The sequence below is a fragment of the Capnocytophaga sp. oral taxon 878 genome, from assembly GCF_002999135.1.
GTDB lineage: Bacteria > Bacteroidota > Bacteroidia > Flavobacteriales > Flavobacteriaceae > Capnocytophaga.
This window is the reverse complement of record NZ_CP027229.1, coordinates 1,890,001-1,905,585: the sequence shown is the minus strand read 5'-3', so window position 1 is coordinate 1,905,585 and position 15,585 is coordinate 1,890,001. Positions and strand designations below refer to the sequence as shown.

Below are 15,585 nucleotides of genomic sequence, written 5' to 3'. Positions count from 1 at the left end.
TTAAAAACTGCTCACGATAAAACACGTGAGCAGTTTTTTTATATATGAAAGGCATACCCTTTAATAAAGGAAAGCCTCCTCTCACCCTCTATCACCTCCCACCCCAAGCCAACCCCCCCTCACTTCCCACCTTTTATTTTTTATTTTTCATCCAAAATTGAAACTACTTTTATAATCTATTTTAAATAAAGAAGATACAGGAATTACAAGAAGATTAGGTAATGGTTTAGTAATAGTTCTTATTTCATTTGATTATACCTATTTTCTCAATAACTTCTAGGTGCAAAGGTACAACATCTTGACAATATAACCAAAAAAAAAATACCTTTGCAACGCACGTTTGTGTGGGGCTGGTAATATGTCAATGTACTACCTATCTATGTAGTAGAATTACTACAAGAAATAAAAAACTTGCCTAAGCCTTTGTGAGAGTAAAAAAACTTTTGTAATTTTGCCCTATATTTAAATAAATAATATAAACATGGAAAAAAACAGAAAAAAACAAATCGTAGTTTTGAGTATAGCTTTAGTTTGCATTTTCATCTTGGTATTTTCATTGTTCCATAAATCAGCGACAAAAGATAGCGCAAATCCTCCTTTAACAAATGTTTTGACTGATAGCATTTCTCAAATTGTCTCAGCTTGTCCTGGCGAAATTGGTGTGGCGGTTATTGTTAATAACAGAGATACGGTTAAGGTCAATAATAAGAGTGTTTATCCTATGATGAGTGTGTTTAAGGTTCATCAGGCATTAGCTCTTTGTAATGACTTTGACAATAAAGGAATTTCACTTGATACCTTAGTAAATATAAATAGGGATAAACTTGACCCAAAGACTTGGAGTCCTATGCTGAAAGATTATTCAGGGCCAGTCATATCATTGACAGTGAGAGATTTGCTGCGTTATACTCTTACTCAGAGTGACAACAATGCAAGCAACCTTATGTTTAAGGATATGGTTAATGTCGCTCAAACAGATAGTTTTATAGCCACACTCATTCCTCGTTCAAGTTTTCAGATAGCTTATACGGAAGAGGAAATGTCGGCTGACCATAACAAGGCTTACTCTAACTATACATCTCCTCTTGGTGCTGCAATGTTGATGAATCGTTTGTTTACTGAAGGTCTTATCGATGATGAGAAACAAAGTTTCATTAAGAATACGTTAAAAGAATGCAAAACAGGTGTAGATAGGATAGCAGCTCCACTTCTTGATAAAGAAGGGGTTGTTATAGCGCATAAGACAGGTTCAGGTTATGTTAATGAAAATGGTGTTCTTGCAGCTCACAATGATGTTGCCTATATATGTCTGCCTAATAATATCAGTTATACCTTAGCGGTATTTGTTAAGGATTTCAAGGGAAATGAATCACAAGCGTCACAATATGTTGCGCATATATCAGCTGTAGTATATTCTTTATTAATGCAAACTTCAGTAAAATCTTAAACTGCACTTGCTTTGATAATTAATGATAAACAATCTAAAAGCACTCTAATCGTTATCGGAGTGCTTTTAGATTACTAATCAAATTGCTTCTATTATAATTTGAATCCTCTACTTTTTCTTTCTTCCTGTTGCGGCACTCTTGCTCCATATCTAAGCCTGTGCCATTGCTCCCTGAACCAGTCGGCAATCGGCTTCCTGTTTATTGTCAGGTTCAGCCTGCTTTCATCGTCAGGGTCATTTTCCACCCTTAAAATATCATCCTTTATATCAAAGTTCCGCCTGTGTTGCTCGGAATAGATTTTACCGCTACATTTCAGGGCTTCTTTTTTGACTATAAGACTTTCAGTCATTTCTTTAGGCATTTAAGATATATTTTTATTTCGGTATTATTTTCCAAAGAAATCAAAAGTGTAAAAATCGGTAAATTGGTAAAGGATTTTTATATCAAACTCACCGAACTCTATGGGTAATTTCGGGTAGTGGGAGTGAATTACAATCTGATTGTAAAGATTTTGTATCGCAATTTTTCCGAAAAGAAAGCCTCCACCTATCTGTTTAAACTTGAAAAACAAACCGCTCAAATAGTGGCTATCTGTAAAGAAATTATGACTCTTTCGCAAAGATTAGAATAGCATCTCACCGAAAAAAACAAAAAATAAATAACGTGTAAAACATCAAACTTTATTTTATATATTTGATTTACAAATTATTAAAAAACTATATTGAAAAGATAAATAAAAAAATCATCAATTTATTTTTTTAGATAAATCTAAATTATTATTTTTGCAAATCTAAAAATATTAAAAATAATAATATTAAACAATTGAAAATCAATTAAGCTAACTATTTAAACCTGAAAAATAATGAATATTAATCACACACTCCCAGAGCTTCCGTATGACAAAAATGCTCTAAATCCGATTATTACAGAGGAAACTTTTGATTATCACTACGAAAAGCATCACGCTGCCTATGTAAACAACCTTGCGGGATTGGTAAAAGATACCGAATGGGCGGAAAAAGACATCGTGGACATCATCCGAAAAAGCTACAACGAAAACCAAGTAGCCATTTTCAACAATGCAGCTCAACATTGGAATCATTCCTTTTTTTGGAATTGTCTCTCGCCCGATGGCGGAAAAAATCCTACTGGAAAAATCGCTGAACTCATCAACCGCGATTTCGGAAGTTTTAAAAATTTTAAAGAACAATTCTCTGCCACTGCCGTAAAATTATTCGGTGCTGGTTGGGCGTGGCTGGCTCAAAATCAGGAAGGAAAATTAGAAATTCTCCCAATGAAAGATGCTTTCACTCCACTGACTGAAAATAAAACTCCTATCCTTACCCTCGATGTGTGGGAGCACGCCTACTATATCGATTATCGAAATGCAAGACCCAAATTCGTGGAAGGTTTTTGGGAACTTGTAAACTGGAATTTTGCTAACCAAAACTTGAAATATAATGAGTGATACTTGTGTAAACCATATCGAAAATTATTGGAAGATTTTAACCGAAGAAGCCAATGAATCTTTTAACGAAGGAAATTATGAAGTTGCTTTGAGTGGCTATCTAAATGCCTTGTACAGAGCTGAAGTGCTTAATGGTAATTTTCTCGATTGCGTCCGACTGAAAGTTCCTTTTGTACAATTGTACGTTGTTTCGTGTAACAACTTGGCAAATTGCTATCAGGAAATAAAAGATTTGAAAAATGCAGAGGAAATGTTGCAAAAAGTGATATATTTTCTTTTATATCTCTATGAAAAGAATTATAAAAAAGAAGAAATTCAGGGAGAATTGAAAAAATCTGTCATTAGTTACATAAACTTTATTCAAAAAAATAATTTAGATACAATAAGTAAAACTATTTTTTTAACTTACTTGAAAAAACGATTGATAACAAACAATTTAGAAAATATAAAAACATTTGATTATGTGCAATTCAATTAAAAAATTGGTTCAGAAAGAGCAATTACAACTCATCCAAAAAGGAATACTAAGCATTGGAGATAAATTACCAGAATTTGTTAAAAAAGCCGTTATTTCTACAAAGAAAGGCATAGAAATCTCTGAAATCACACACAACTACGCAGCCGAACAAGGAAAGTGGATGGTGCTTTTTTGGTGGCCTAAAGATTTTACTTTCGTCTGTCCAACAGAAATTATAGAATTTAATAAAAATAATAAAAAATTTCTGGAAAGAAACGCTATGTTGATTGGTGCTTCTACCGACACCGAATATGTACATTTAGGGTGGAGAGAAAATCATCCACAATTAGCAGAACTTTCTATTCCAATGCTTGCCGATACTTCCAAATCTTTAGCCGAAGAAATGGGAATTTTAAATTGCGAAGAAAAAGTTGCTTATCGAGCTACTTTTATCATTGACCCACAAGGAATTATACAATGGGTGAGCGTTTATCCTATGAATGTGGGAAGAAATGTAGATGAAGTACTTCGCGTATTAGATGCTCTCCAAACAGAAGAATTAACCGCTTGTGGGTGGAAGGCGGGAGAACAAACACTTTCTCAACAATTAAAAAAATAAATAAAATGATCGATACTTACCTTTATACAGAGCTAAAACGCTATACTGCCGACAAATTATCGTTTGAGAAAGGCACAATAATTCGTTTTATTCGTAGCCAAAAAGATTTGCAAAATATTGATATTCAGGAAAATTTGAAAGAAGAAATTCATCAGTCGTTTGAGGATAAGGAGAATAAACATTGGCATCTTTGGCAAGAAGAAAAAAGTTTGCTGGTAGCCGTTTCCAAATACGAATTAGAGGATTTAAGACAAGTAGGGGCAACCATTGTGCAACAACTACAACCATCTTCTGTTTCATCTTCGGTGGAGGCGGTTCTTGAAAATCTGGAACTTTTCTCCGAAAAAGAAAAATACGCCCTCTTGGAAGGTGTGTTGCTTAGCAGTTATCATTTTGATAAATATCTATCCAAAAAAAAGACGGGTAAAATCACGCTATTTGTTTCGGAAACCGCTCTTTCTGAAAAGCAATACAATGAACTTAACACAGTTCTTGAAGCCATTTCCCTCACCAAAAACGCAGTAAATGAACCTGTTAATTATATGGATGCTCTCAAGTTTTCAGAATGGGTGCAGGAAGCAGGTGAAAAATTCGGTTTTGGAACGGAAATTCTTCATAAAAAACAAATCGAAACCCTAAAAATGGGAGGTTTGCTCGGCGTGAATAAAGGCTCGGAAACACCACCCACTTTTAATATTATGCACTACAAACCGAAAAATGCGGTCAATTCTCAACCTTTGGTTTTGGTAGGCAAAGGTGTAATGTTCGATACGGGCGGTTACTCACTCAAAGTGGGCGGCGTAATGAGTACAATGAAATGCGATATGGCAGGTGGTGCCGCTGTATTGGGTATCATTTCGGTAATTGCGGGGAATCAATTGCCTTACTATGTGATTGGTATTGTACCCGCCACGGATAACAAAATCAATTCCAATGCCTTAGTGGTAGATGATGTGATTACCATAATGGACGGCACTACGGTAGAAGTGCAAAATACCGATGCCGAAGGACGACTTGTTTTGGCAGATGCACTTTGCTATGCGAAAAAATTCAACCCTGAATTAGTGATTGATATGGCTACGCTCACGGGAGCTTCGGCGGCGATTACAGGGAGTTTCGGAATTGCAGGACTTTCCAACCACCAAGAAAGTATCGATGCTCTAAAATCCATTGGCGAGGAAGTCTATGAACGCATTGTGCAGCTCCCTCTTTGGAAAGAATACGGCGAACTCATAAAATCTGATATTGCCGACCTTAAAAACATTGGCGGACCCATCGGCGGAGTGAGTACAGCAGCCAAATTTTTGGAGCATTTTACCGATTACCCTTGGGTACATCTCGATATCGCAGGGGCTGCTTTCCTCAAAGACAAAAAAGGCTATAAACAAAGCGGAGCAACAGCAGTGCCTGTAAGACTGATTTATGAATTTGTAAAAAGTAAATGCTAATGAAAATCAAAAAATTATTCATCGTACTATTAGGTATAGGAGGTACATTGTTGTATTCTTGTAAAAATGAAAAATCATCTTTTGAACCCGTTGAAAATTCAGCAAAAGTAGAATGGACGGCATATAAAACTACCGAGAAATTACCTGTAAAAGGAACTTTTCAATCGGTGGACTTAATCAACCTTTCAGAAGGAAAATCCATTGAAGATTTTTTAAACAATGCTGAGTTTTCTATTCGTGCTTTGGAGTTATCAACAGGAGATCCTTCCAGAGATGAAAAAATTAAAAATTCCTTTTTCGGATTGATGAACGAAGCAGGAAAAATATCAGGAAAATTCATTTTTGAAAACCATCAATGGACTATTAAGCTAAGAATGAATGGAGTTAGTGTGAATAATATTCCAGCAGAAATTCAATTCAAAGATAATTTATTGAGTGTCAAATCTTCTATCGATTTGAAAGATTTTAAAGCTTTGAAAGCCTTAGAAGTACTTAACTCAGTTTGTTTTGATTTGCATAAAGGTGTTGATGGTATAAGTAAAGTATGGGAAAATGTTGATATTCAGGCGTCTGTAAAATTAAAAGAAACTAAAAAATGATTACCGAACCCCTCTTACAAGACAACAAAGACCGCTTTGTCATTTTTCCTATACAGCACAATGATATTTGGCAATTCTACAAAAACGCCGAAGCCAGTTTTTGGACGGCAGAAGAAGTAGATTTGTCGCCCGATCTCCACGATTGGCAAAACAAACTCAACGACAACGAACGATTTTTCATCTCGCGAGTGTTGGCTTTTTTTGCTGCCAGTGATGGCATCGTGAATGAAAATCTTGCCATCAACTTCCTCCAAGAGGTGCAATATCCTGAGGCACGATGTTTCTACGGATTTCAAATTATGATTGAAAATATCCATTCCGAGATGTACTCGCTCCTCATCGATACTTATGTGAAAGACCCTGCCGAGAAGGATTATTTGCTTCGTGCCATCGAAACCATTCCGTGTGTTACCAAAAAAGCAAAATGGGCGTTGCGATGGATTACCAAAGGAAGTTTTGCCGAGCGACTCATCGCCTTTGCTGCGGTGGAGGGCATCTTCTTTTCAGGAAGTTTTTGCTCTATTTTTTGGCTCAAAAAACGCGGCTTGATGCCAGGGCTCACCTTTTCTAACGAACTCATCAGTCGGGACGAAGGCTTGCACTGCGATTTTGCTTGTTTGCTCTATGTCAATCATCTACAAAACAAACTTTCGGAAGAAACCATACGAGAAATCATCGTAGATGCCGTTGTTATCGAAAAGGAATTTGTTACCGATGCACTCCCTGTGAAACTCATCGGAATGAATGCCGAACTGATGTGCCAATACATCGAATTTGTAGCCGATAGATTGCTCGTTGCCTTGGGGTGCAATAAAGTGTGGAACGCTACCAATCCGTTTGATTTTATGGAACTTATTTCTCTGCAAGGAAAAACCAATTTCTTCGAACGGCGTGTAGGCGAATACCAAAAAACAGGCGTAGCACAAACCAACAGCGAACAAAACACCTTTTCACTCGATGAAGATTTTTAAAATAACTATTGGCTATCGGCCATTAGCTATTAGCCAAATAAAACCATTAAAAAAATGAAACTTCCCATATTTGCTTACGGAAATAATGTACTCAAAGTCAAGGCACAAGCCGTAGCCTCTGATTTTCCCAATTTGCACGAACTCATCGCCAATATGTGGGAAACGATGGAAAAGGCCAATGGCTGTGGGTTGGCAGCACCGCAGGTCGGAAAATCGTTGCGGTTGTTCGTTGCCGATTCTCAATTGCTTTACGAGGCGATGGACGAAAGGGATAAAATAGCCTATTTCGAAAAAGGCGACACGGGTATTCGGCGAGTGTTTATCAATCCGCAAATAAAAAATCTCTCCGAAGAACAATGGGAAGAAGTAGAGGGCTGTTTGAGTTTGCCTTTTTTATCAGGAAAAGTAGCCCGTTCGTGGTCGGTAGAATTGAGCTACCAAAACGAGCAATTTGAAACCATTACCGAGACTTTTAGCGGAATGACCGCACGCGTGATTCTCCACGAATACGACCATTTGGAAGGCATTCTCTATATTGACCGCGTGAAACCCTTGACGAAAAAATTGATGCAATCCAAACTTCAAAAATTATTGAAAGGGAAACTACAACCCAATTATTTTATGAAATTCAAATAAAGAAAGAAATGTTTGTAATAAAGAGAAACGGAAAAAAAGAAGCCGTTCATTTTGATAAAATCACGGCTCGTATTTATAAACTCATCTACGGATTATCGATTTCGGAAAAAGATGTCATCGAAATTGCTAAAAAGGTAATTCAAGGGATTTACGACAATGTTACCACTACCGAACTGGACAACCTCACTGCCGAAACCGCCGCTGCACAAACCACCATTCACCCCGATTTTTCGGTCTTGGCGGCACGCATCGCGGTGAGCAATTTGCATAAAAATACCCTCAAATCCTTTTCTAAAACCGCCAAATTGCTTTACGAATACACCGACCCTGTAACCCAAACCCACGCACCGCTCATCTCGGAAGAAATTTATAAAATCATTCGTAAAAACGCAGATGAACTCGACAGCAGTCTCATCTACGACCGTGATTATAATTTTGATTACTTCGGATTCAAAACCTTGGAGCGTTCGTACCTCATTCGCACCAACGGAAAGGTAACCGAACGACCGCAACATCTCTTTATGCGTGTCGCCTTGGGCATTCACAAAGAAGATATTCAGGCAGCGATTGAAACTTACAACCTGATGAGCGAAAAATGGTTTATCCACGCCACACCAACGCTCTTCAACGCAGGTACGCCCAAACCGCAAATGTCGTCTTGCTTCTTGCTGAGTATGACCGAAGACAGTATCGCAGGGATTTTCGATACCCTCAAACGCTGTGCTTTGATTTCGCAATCGGCAGGCGGAATTGGCGTGAGCATTCACAACATTCGTTCCACAGGCAGTTATATCAAAGGGACTGGCGGAATTTCCAACGGCATCATTCCGATGCTTCGCGTGTTCAACGATACGGCTCGTTATGTAGATCAAGGTGGAGGCAAACGCAAAGGTGCCATTGCCGTGTATATCGAACCGTGGCACTCGGATATTTTTGATTTTATTGATATTCGTAAAAATCACGGTAAGGAGGAGATGCGCGCAAGGGATTTATTTCCTGCCCTTTGGATTCCTGACCTCTTTATGCAACGCGTAGAAGCCGACCAAATGTGGTCGCTCTTTGACCCCAACGAAGCACAAGGGCTGTACGAGGTGTATGGCGAAAAATTCAACGAACTTTATACCACTTACGAAAACGAAGGAAAATTCCGCAAGCAAATCAAAGCACGCGAACTCTGGACAGCCATTCTCGAAGCTCAAATAGAAACCGGCACGCCTTATATGTGCTACAAAGATGCCGTGAATGAAAAATCAAACCAAAAGAACATTGGTACGATACGCAGTTCTAACCTCTGCACCGAAATTATGGAATATACCAACGCCGATGAGGTGTCGGTGTGCAATTTGGCTTCCTTGGCATTGCCTCGCTATGTTTCCAGTGGGGGATTTGATTTTCAAAAACTCTACGAAGTAACCAAAATCGTTACGCGAAATCTCAATAAAATCATCGATGGAAATTATTATCCCATTCCTGAGACCAAAACTTCCAACGACCGCCATCGTCCGATAGGCTTAGGCGTGCAGGGCTTGGCAGATGTGTTTTTACTCCTCCGTTTGCCCTTTGAAAGCCCAGAAGCTCGGAGGCTGAACAAGGATATTTTCGAGACGATTTATTTTGCCTCGATGGAAGCCTCGATGGACTTGGCAAAGGAGCAAGGGGCATACAGCTCGTTTGCAGGGTCGCCGCTTTCGGAAGGGAAATTTCAGTTTGATTTGTGGCAAGTTGTCCCTTCTGACCGTTGGGATTGGGAAAAACTTCGCCAAGAGGTGATGACCCACGGCGTACGCAATTCGCTTCTTTTAGCACCGATGCCTACCGCCTCTACTTCGCAGATTTTGGGCAACAATGAGTGCTTTGAACCCTACACCAGCAATATTTATAACCGCCGTGTGCTTTCGGGCGAATTTGTGGTGGTGAATAAATTCTTACTCAAAGACCTCATCGAGTTGGGACTTTGGAACCCTACGATGAAAAACAAACTCATCGCCGAAAATGGTTCGGTGCAAAACATTCCTGAAATCCCTACGGAGCTGAAAGAATTGTACAAAACCGTTTGGGAAATCAAGCAAAAAACCATCATTGATATGGCGGCAGAGCGAGGAGCGTTTATCTGTCAGTCGCAGTCGCTCAACCTCTTTATGGCAGAGCCGAATTTGGCAAAGCTCACCTCGATGCACTTCCACGCGTGGAAAAGCGGACTCAAAACGGGTATGTACTACCTCCGCACCAAAGCCGCCGTAGATGCCATCAAATTTACCGTAGATACGCAGCTGCTTTTAGGACAATCACAAGTAGCCTGCTCGCTAGACAACCCTGAGGAATGTTTGGCGTGTGGAAGTTAACTTTCTATTGAAACTATTCGTTTTTAAATAAAAAGATGGAAAATCAATCAAATAACGATTCTCTAATTTCTTTGGAAGAAAAGAAACTTGCTATTCGAGAAGTTTATTCTCAATTAAATAAAGAAGTAAGTATTGAAAAAAACATTTCTTTTGGAGAACAATTTGAGGTTTTAGTTGCGTATGTAGATTTTTTGATTCAGACGGATTTCAACAAGCTTATCAGCATACTTTATCGGGTAGATGTTTCGGAAGAAAAACTCAAAGTAGCCTTGCAAGAAAATAACAACACGCCCATCAGTAGGGTTATCGCTACGATGCTCCTGAAACGCGAACTTGAAAAACGGAAGTGGAGAACTTTGTATGAACAAAAACGTAAATGTTGATGACTCTGAAAAATTAATATAATAACGGAGATTAAGAACAAAGTAATTTCATTAAAATGGAGAGTAAACGGTGCATATATATTAAGAATTAGGATAAATGTTTTTCGTTTCAATACTCACATTTTGGTTCGATGACACTTGAGATTGTCTTACTATTAACCTTTTGAAAGAGGTAGAAGTTTTTTCGCCGATTTGTAAATAGTTCGTAACTCTGCGACATTGAGTTACGACACAAAACAAGTAAAATCAATGAAATTATTTCCGTTATTAAGTCGTTACCTTATATTATTCTAAATTAAACAAATTGTTTATAATCAATAATTTAAAGAACTGATTTTTTTCATTACATAGAAAATAAATCATATTCAACAAAATCAACTACTTATTACTTATATGATGTTTGGAAATGAGCCAAATTAGAATCGTTTTCGATGTGTTCAAGTTCGTTTTTGATAAGTTTGACAATATCTAACTTCACTTGCTTGTAATTGGTTTGTATTTGTTCTTGCATCTTATCTGTTCCCTCTTCATCTAAAAAGGATAGAATTTGCGGGATTTTCTGATAATTTTTCATCTCGGTATTTACCTTTTGGTTGTCCATACTTCCAAAAGATTACTTCCTCGATGTATTTTAGCGACCATTTTTCTTGTTTTTTTCAGTGATATGCTGTTCTAATTGTTGCGAAAGAGCCATAATTTCTTTACAGATAGCCACCATTTGAGCGGTTTGCTGTTCGAGTTTAAACAGATAGGCAGCGGCTTTCTTTTCGGAAAAATTGCGATACAAAATCTTTACTATCTGATTGTAATTCACGCCCACTGCCCGAAATTGTCCATAGAGTTCGGTGAGTTTGATATAAAAATCCATTACTGATTTATCGATTTTTACACTTTTGATTTCTTTGGAAAATAATACCGAAGTGATAAAATGAGCTTTGACTTTCATTCCTGATTGTTCGAAAAGAGATAAAAATCGAGTATGTTCTACCTGATTGAAACTGATAGTATACCGGTAAATAGCCTTATCTATTTTAGGAACTCTTCCTAATTTTCGTTTTTGAGGTTGTAATTTATTGTCCATATACAATTTCATTAGTAAGTAAAAACCACGACTTTGGAGAGGTTTTCGGCTCCCTGCAAGGGCAAGTGGTTTTGAGTGCCTAAACGCCTAATGCGTGCCTCAAAACACAACTTGCTCTGTTCGGGTGAACAGAAAATTCTCCCTAAAGGTCAAATTTTAATTAACCATAAGAAAAGAAGATAAACACTACAAGCTCATAAAGTGATTTAGGGCATATTAGCAATATATTTAATCAATCACTTACTTACAAAGTTATTTACAATTCTATGTAAAGCTATATGTATATTTGTACATTACTTTGCATTCACGTATCAAAGCAAGCAAGTATGTACGAAAGTAAAAACGTAATTAAGTAGCTACATAGTTTGAAATTTTTTATTCGACAATGGGAGGAAAAGCGGTATTCGTTTTAAAAAACAATCTGTAAGAAGCGGCATTTTTCTCATATTTGACATTTTTTTTATTCGCTTAAAGGTCGGAATGAGCTGGTTTCGTTTCGAGTGCCATAAAAGGTCTGTGTTTAGCTTCTGCAAGGTTTTTCAAAAAAATACTACCCGCAGGACAACGGACAAGGGCTGGAGATTTTTTTGAAAACCCATCGGGCTTGACCTTGCAAGAAGCGTTAATAACACAGAAATACCTTTGCACTCGAACAACGAACCGCCATTACGTGCCTTAAGTGTTTAAAACAGGGAAAATAGGTAAGTCTTAATGACGTATTTCTATTTGTGACAAACGAATATCCTTTTCCTTATTTGTTGAAGTCTTTTTCTCTTCTAATAGCTTTCTGTAAGGCAACAAAAAAATCCATTGACACATCTCTTTTTGAAATGTTATCAATGGATTTTAATTCTAAGAAGAAATTTGTTAGTTAGCCTATCTTTAAATTCTTTAATCGTTCGGCAGCAATTTCCATATCCTTGCTAATTTTCTCATTGGTGATTTTAGCATAAATCTGGGTGGTTTTGATATTCTTATGTCCCATCATCTTGCTAACGCTTTCCAAGGGAACCCCTTCTGTTAAGAACAGAGTACCAAAGGTATGGCGTGCCCAGTGAAAGGAGATAGGTTTTTCACGAATGATGTTACAATCTTTCATCATCTTTTTAATCAGGAGGTTGCAATTAGCATTGGAGGGTGTAGGAAATAGTGCCTCTGTACGAGTCGTACCCTCATATTTTTCAATAATTTTCTCGGCTATATCCAACAGACGAACATTACAAGGCACATCGGATTTCTGACGTCGTTTGATAAGCCATTTGTTGCCGTCAAAGAATGATTGTAAGTGACTTTTTTTGAGCTGCTTAATGTCAATATACGAAAAACCTGTAAAGCAACTAAAAACAAATAGGTCTCGTACTAATTCAGCAGAAGCACTCTTAGGGTGATATTGTAAAAGAGTTTCTACTTCCTCTCTAAGCAAATAGCCTCTGTCTTTCTCCTCCATAGAGCTTATGTAATTCTTAAAGGGATTACGATAGATGATACCCTTGTCTATAGCTATTTCTACCATTTTACAAAGGGGCATCATATAAACCCATATTGTGTTGTGAGTAAGACTTTTATTGACTCTAAGGTAAAAGTCAAAATCATTAATAAAGTCTTCTGTAAGCTCTTTGAAAGAAATATCACTTCTGCGGTATTTGTACTGGATAAACTCGCTCAAATGAGTGTATACATTCTCATATTTGTTAAGAGTGCTGTAACTTCTAACACCTTTTTCTACCATCAAGGCAAAGCCTTCTTTGAAATTCTCATAGACTTTTAGCAAGGAATCTTCCATTACTCCTATGCCTAGAAAAGTAGCTTTTAGCTTCTGAGCAGTAACCACTCCCTCGTACTTCATCAACACCTCATAATGAGTAATGATACGTGAGCGAATCTCTTCCAGCTTGCGATTAAGTTGGGTAGCTTCTTCTGTTTTACCTGTTACCCTTCCGTACTTCAAATCCCATTTCTGTGGAAGGATTTCAAGTTTGGTACTAAACTGAGCTACCTGATTGTCAATGGTAATACGCCCCATAATAGCAACTTTACCGTTCTTTTTTGGGGCGTTCTTTTTAAGGTAGAACAATACCTTAAAAGTTGAGCGTTTTACTTTTTTCATACTCTAATTTTTTAATTTGCGAAAGTACTTTTTATCAAGTTACTGTACAATATGAAAAAAGGTGTAAAACACTGAAATATAACCTATTAATAAAAAATATTTTTCAGTATAGTAGGTAACGATTTAGAAACCTATTTTTGAAAAAACCTATCTAAAATATCTAAGACTCTGTCTTCTCTTATCTTCCTGTCAAAAAATTAATCCTCTTTGTATGAGCTAATTACATTATTTTTTGTAGTTTTGCTTTTTATTCGTAATTTTCAATCAAACCTCATTTTCTTTGCGAATTTTTTAAAAGAATCCAACCCCAATACTTGCGCCTTCTTAAAAATACAATCCCTTAATAATCAATCCCCTTTCTCCCAATCATCCCTCATCCATCCCCTAAACACCCCCCCAACCTGAACGAACCAATAACGAAGGATAAACGAACTATAAACGAAGGATAATCCTTACTCTATTGAATATCAGCAGTATTAAAATCAAAACCTCTTTTTGCCAAATCCGCAACAAAATACCCAAAACATTAAATAAAATGCGATGTAAAAAACTCAAGAAAAGTTAGCAAGCAATAAGTTTAACTAAAGTATAAACTTACAAGGTTGCATATTTTTCTATATTTTACCGGAAAAAATCAGAAAAGCTATCTCCCGCCTTCCCCCCACATCCCTACATTTTCCCCCGCATATTTCCCTACAACTCCCCCATATCCCCCCTTTTCTCCCTTCCATCCTTTTTTCATCAAAAAAAACTTCACTTCTCACATCACTGACAATCAACCGTTTAACAAATAAACTCAAAAAAACTTCAAAAAAAGTCTTGAAAAAATTTGGAGAATTAAAAAAACGCCGTACCTTTGCACCCGCAAATGAGACGAAAATTAGTCTTGTAAGCGTAAGAAAACAACACGTACATTGACATAATGTTGTACAGCACAAAACAAAGATTTAAAGAATTGAGTGAAACCTGAAGTCAATAACTTGAAAGTCGGTTTAAAACATTAAAGATTTTAACGATGAAGAGTTTGATCCTGGCTCAGGATGAACGCTAGCGGCAGGCCTAACACATGCAAGTCGAGGGATAAGCCTTCGGGCTGAAACCGGCGCACGGGTGCGTAACGCGTATACAATCTGCCTTTCACTGGGGGATAGCCCGAAGAAATTTGGATTAATACCCCATAGTATAGATTCACGGCATCGTGGAACTATTAAAGCCTTGGTGGTGAAAGATGAGTATGCGTTCTATTAGCTAGTTGGAGAGGTAACGGCTCCCCAAGGCTACGATAGATAGGGGTTCTGAGAGGGATGTCCCCCACACTGGTACTGAGATACGGACCAGACTCCTACGGGAGGCAGCAGTGAGGAATATTGGACAATGGTCGGAAGACTGATCCAGCCATGCCGCGTGCAGGATGAAGGTCCTATGGATTGTAAACTGCTTTTGTAAGGGAAGAATAAGGAGTACGTGTACTTTGATGACGGTACCTTATGAATAAGCATCGGCTAACTCCGTGCCAGCAGCCGCGGTAATACGGAGGATGCAAGCGTTATCCGGAATCATTGGGTTTAAAGGGTCTGTAGGCGGGCAGATAAGTCAGAGGTGAAAGCGCTTAGCTCAACTAAGCAACTGCCTTTGAAACTGTTTGTCTTGAATGGTTGTGAAGTAGTTGGAATGTGTAGTGTAGCGGTGAAATGCTTAGATATTACACAGAACACCGATAGCGAAGGCATATTACTAACAATTAATTGACGCTGATGGACGAAAGCGTGGGGAGCGAACAGGATTAGATACCCTGGTAGTCCACGCTGTAAACGATGGATACTAGCTGTTTGGTTGTAAGGCTGAGTGGCTAAGCGAAAGTGATAAGTATCCCACCTGGGGAGTACGTTCGCAAGAATGAAACTCAAAGGAATTGACGGGGGCCCGCACAAGCGGTGGAGCATGTGGTTTAATTCGATGATACGCGAGGAACCTTACCAAGGTTTAAATGGAGACTGACAGGTGTAGAGATACGCCCTTCTTCGGA

13 protein-coding genes, 1 rRNA gene and 2 pseudogenes (1 of these 16 only partly in view) are annotated in these 15,585 nt (G+C 37.9%); 12 read left to right on the top strand and 4 right to left on the bottom strand.

The annotated features are described in order from the left end of the window. Positions 1–481: 481 nt before the first annotated feature. Complete coding sequence (locus C4H12_RS08600; RefSeq protein WP_004339683.1) at positions 482–1,447, top strand: CfxA family broad-spectrum class A beta-lactamase; 966 nt, start codon at positions 482–484, stop codon at positions 1,445–1,447. A 92-nt stretch (positions 1,448–1,539) separates the two neighbouring features. Here C4H12_RS08600 and C4H12_RS08595 read toward each other — a convergent pair. Further along, positions 1,540–1,803 (bottom strand): annotated as a pseudogene (locus C4H12_RS08595) (mobilization protein); the annotation flags it as partial. 24 nt (positions 1,804–1,827) lie between these two features. Here C4H12_RS08595 and C4H12_RS13900 point away from each other — a divergent pair. The 10 genes and pseudogenes from C4H12_RS13900 to C4H12_RS08545 all read left to right on the top strand — a co-directional run. Beyond that, positions 1,828–2,079 (top strand): annotated as a pseudogene (locus tag C4H12_RS13900) (hypothetical protein); the annotation flags it as partial. 231 nt (positions 2,080–2,310) lie between these two features. Next, positions 2,311–2,916: a superoxide dismutase gene (locus C4H12_RS08585; RefSeq protein ID WP_106098554.1), complete on the top strand. Its 606-nt coding sequence runs from the start codon at positions 2,311–2,313 to the stop codon at positions 2,914–2,916. Next, positions 2,909–3,394, top strand: coding sequence for a tetratricopeptide repeat protein (locus tag C4H12_RS08580; protein WP_095900502.1), 486 nt, complete (start codon positions 2,909–2,911; stop codon positions 3,392–3,394). Before C4H12_RS08585 ends, C4H12_RS08580 begins: the two co-directional genes overlap by 8 nt. After that, a complete protein-coding gene (locus tag C4H12_RS08575; RefSeq protein ID WP_106098553.1) occupies positions 3,378–3,992 on the top strand; it encodes a peroxiredoxin in 615 nt (204 codons plus the stop codon). Before C4H12_RS08580 ends, C4H12_RS08575 begins: the two co-directional genes overlap by 17 nt. A gap of 5 nt (positions 3,993–3,997) precedes the next feature. Next, entirely contained in the window at positions 3,998–5,440 is a 1,443-nt protein-coding gene (locus C4H12_RS08570; protein WP_095900504.1) for a M17 family metallopeptidase, read from the top strand. Then, complete coding sequence (locus C4H12_RS08565) at positions 5,440–6,039, top strand: YceI family protein (protein ID WP_254424738.1); 600 nt, start codon at positions 5,440–5,442, stop codon at positions 6,037–6,039. The genes C4H12_RS08570 and C4H12_RS08565 overlap by 1 nt, the downstream gene beginning before the upstream one ends. After that, positions 6,036–7,010, top strand: a complete 975-nt coding sequence (locus C4H12_RS08560; protein WP_106098551.1) for a ribonucleoside-diphosphate reductase small subunit — start codon at positions 6,036–6,038, stop codon at positions 7,008–7,010. Before C4H12_RS08565 ends, C4H12_RS08560 begins: the two co-directional genes overlap by 4 nt. A 54-nt stretch (positions 7,011–7,064) precedes the next feature. Beyond that, complete coding sequence (gene def / locus C4H12_RS08555) at positions 7,065–7,646, top strand: peptide deformylase (RefSeq protein ID WP_106098550.1); 582 nt, start codon at positions 7,065–7,067, stop codon at positions 7,644–7,646. Between the two features lie 8 nt (positions 7,647–7,654). Next, positions 7,655–9,988, top strand: a complete 2,334-nt coding sequence (locus C4H12_RS08550; RefSeq protein ID WP_106098549.1) for a ribonucleoside-diphosphate reductase subunit alpha — start codon at positions 7,655–7,657, stop codon at positions 9,986–9,988. A 35-nt stretch (positions 9,989–10,023) separates the two neighbouring features. Then, entirely contained in the window at positions 10,024–10,371 is a 348-nt protein-coding gene (locus C4H12_RS08545; protein ID WP_232748778.1) for a hypothetical protein, read from the top strand. Positions 10,372–10,756: 385 nt separating this feature from the next. Here the strand turns inward: C4H12_RS08545 and C4H12_RS08540 are convergent, their stop codons facing one another. The 3 genes from C4H12_RS08540 to C4H12_RS08525 form a co-directional block, all read right to left on the bottom strand. Further along, positions 10,757–10,972, bottom strand: coding sequence for a hypothetical protein (locus tag C4H12_RS08540; protein WP_095900566.1), 216 nt, complete (start codon positions 10,970–10,972; stop codon positions 10,757–10,759). Positions 10,973–11,002: 30 nt separating this feature from the next. Next, the gene (mobA, locus tag C4H12_RS08535; protein WP_095900567.1) at positions 11,003–11,452 is read right to left on the bottom strand and encodes a conjugal transfer protein MobA; all 450 of its coding nucleotides are present in this window, start codon (positions 11,450–11,452) and stop codon (positions 11,003–11,005) included. A gap of 871 nt (positions 11,453–12,323) precedes the next feature. Further along, positions 12,324–13,559 carry a site-specific integrase gene (locus C4H12_RS08525; RefSeq protein WP_106098548.1) on the bottom strand — a complete coding sequence of 412 codons (1,236 nt, stop codon included), beginning with the start codon at positions 13,557–13,559 and terminating at the stop codon, positions 12,324–12,326. A 1,012-nt stretch (positions 13,560–14,571) separates the two neighbouring features. Here C4H12_RS08525 and C4H12_RS08520 point away from each other — a divergent pair. Then, positions 14,572–15,585, top strand: a 16S ribosomal RNA gene (locus C4H12_RS08520) (it continues 498 nt past the right edge of the window).

Excerpts from the sequence above, each read along its gene's own strand:
- C4H12_RS08600 (WP_004339683.1), top strand. The coding sequence starts at position 482 with ATGGAAAAAAACAGAAAAAAACAAATCGTAGTTTTGAGTATAGCTTTA.
- C4H12_RS08585 (WP_106098554.1), top strand. The coding sequence starts at position 2,311 with ATGAATATTAATCACACACTCCCAGAGCTTCCGTATGACAAAAATGCT.
- C4H12_RS08580 (WP_095900502.1), top strand. The coding sequence starts at position 2,909 with ATGAGTGATACTTGTGTAAACCATATCGAAAATTATTGGAAGATTTTA.
- C4H12_RS08575 (WP_106098553.1), top strand. The coding sequence starts at position 3,378 with ATGTGCAATTCAATTAAAAAATTGGTTCAGAAAGAGCAATTACAACTC.
- C4H12_RS08570 (WP_095900504.1), top strand. The coding sequence starts at position 3,998 with ATGATCGATACTTACCTTTATACAGAGCTAAAACGCTATACTGCCGAC.
- C4H12_RS08565 (WP_254424738.1), top strand. The coding sequence starts at position 5,440 with ATGAAAATCAAAAAATTATTCATCGTACTATTAGGTATAGGAGGTACA.
- C4H12_RS08560 (WP_106098551.1), top strand. The coding sequence starts at position 6,036 with ATGATTACCGAACCCCTCTTACAAGACAACAAAGACCGCTTTGTCATT.
- def (WP_106098550.1), top strand. The coding sequence starts at position 7,065 with ATGAAACTTCCCATATTTGCTTACGGAAATAATGTACTCAAAGTCAAG.
- C4H12_RS08550 (WP_106098549.1), top strand. The coding sequence starts at position 7,655 with ATGTTTGTAATAAAGAGAAACGGAAAAAAAGAAGCCGTTCATTTTGAT.
- C4H12_RS08545 (WP_232748778.1), top strand. The coding sequence starts at position 10,024 with ATGGAAAATCAATCAAATAACGATTCTCTAATTTCTTTGGAAGAAAAG.
- C4H12_RS08540 (WP_095900566.1), bottom strand. The coding sequence starts at position 10,972 with ATGGACAACCAAAAGGTAAATACCGAGATGAAAAATTATCAGAAAATC.
- mobA (WP_095900567.1), bottom strand. The coding sequence starts at position 11,452 with ATGGACAATAAATTACAACCTCAAAAACGAAAATTAGGAAGAGTTCCT.
- C4H12_RS08525 (WP_106098548.1), bottom strand. The coding sequence starts at position 13,559 with ATGAAAAAAGTAAAACGCTCAACTTTTAAGGTATTGTTCTACCTTAAA.